Here is a 1,272-nt window from a genome sequence, read left to right as displayed (position 1 = left end):
CCTATGCTACGTGTTCAGACATGTAGTTTAATTTTACATGAATCCTTATTTCGGAATAATAATACATCCATGGATTTAATATGGTAACTCTTTTACAATTAGAGAGAGATGATCTTCTTTGAGCTTTGAATCCTTCCGACTTTTGCGCGGAGTGAAGGATCCTATTTAAGACATTTCCTTGACAGTTTCCCTTACGGGATATGCTCTAATCATGCCTTTTTCTTATCCAGGCTATGCCCTACCGGTATTAGAGAAAGTATCTAGAGGTGAAATGGATTGTGTGATTTTAGTTTGTTTATGATCAATTATCACTTAAAGAAAAAATGGGCGATCAATTCCCCATGGATATAAAATCTTTTCTGGGAATATAATCCTAAAAATAAGAATAAAGATTGACAATCATCCATTAGCATAATACGATATTTTACAGAATAAAAAGAATTATTCGTTTATTTTTTGCTGCAATTCCAAAACCCGGTTTTATATTATAAAACAAAAACCTCCTTGTATATACATATTATCCAAGCGTTAACTCTGGCTTTTTCTTATTTTGGAAGCGCTGCCAATTATGGCGTTTTAAATAACAAGGAGGGATAAGGTATGGAAGCAGGAATAGAAACAAAGCAAGAAAAGCCATTAAATATTGGCCGGAAATTTCGCTGGACCGTCGTCATCTGGTTATTGATCGGAGGAATAATAAACTACCTAGATCGGGCTAACCTCTCCATTGCAGCTCCCGAAATGATGAAAGAACTCGGACTAAGCGTAACCGAAATCGGGTTATTGGGAACCTTTTTTTCTTGGAGTTATGCATTAATGCAGCTTCCTTCCGGCTGGCTGATCGATCGGTTCGGTACCAAAAAGGTGTATACAATTGCGCTTATTTGGTGGAGTGGTGCGACCATTTTAACGGGAGCTGTTCATAAAATGAGTTCATTTATTGCTGCACGGATTTTACTTGGAGTAGGTGAAGCACCTTGTTTTCCGACGATGGCTAAGATCACATCGTATTGGTTCCCTAAAAAGGAACGAGGCTTGGCAACTGGAATTTGGGATTCTTCGTCCAAATGGGGCCCAGCCATTGCACCGCCACTGCTCGTTTTCATTATGGTGACTTTTGGGTGGAGAGCATTGTTTTATATAACTGGTGTGATCGGCATTATATTCGCGATCGGTTTTGTGATTTTTTATAAAAATCCTGAAAAAAGTCAAAAACTTTCCAAGGAGGAATTTGAATACATTAAGTCGGAAGGAGGTGGAGTGGAGCAAGGC

1 protein-coding gene is annotated in these 1,272 nt (G+C 38.4%); it reads left to right on the top strand.

Annotated features, from left to right (window positions below):
- Positions 1-600: 600 nt before the first annotated feature.
- A partial coding sequence (locus tag AC1DUW_RS29400) for an MFS transporter (protein ID WP_477644255.1) occupies positions 601-1,272 on the top strand: 672 nt, incomplete at its 3' end.

This window comes from Peribacillus sp. P4_C12 (genome assembly GCF_056402095.1).
The sequence above is the reverse complement of the archived record's forward strand: the minus strand, read 5'-3'. Positions and strand labels throughout refer to the sequence as shown.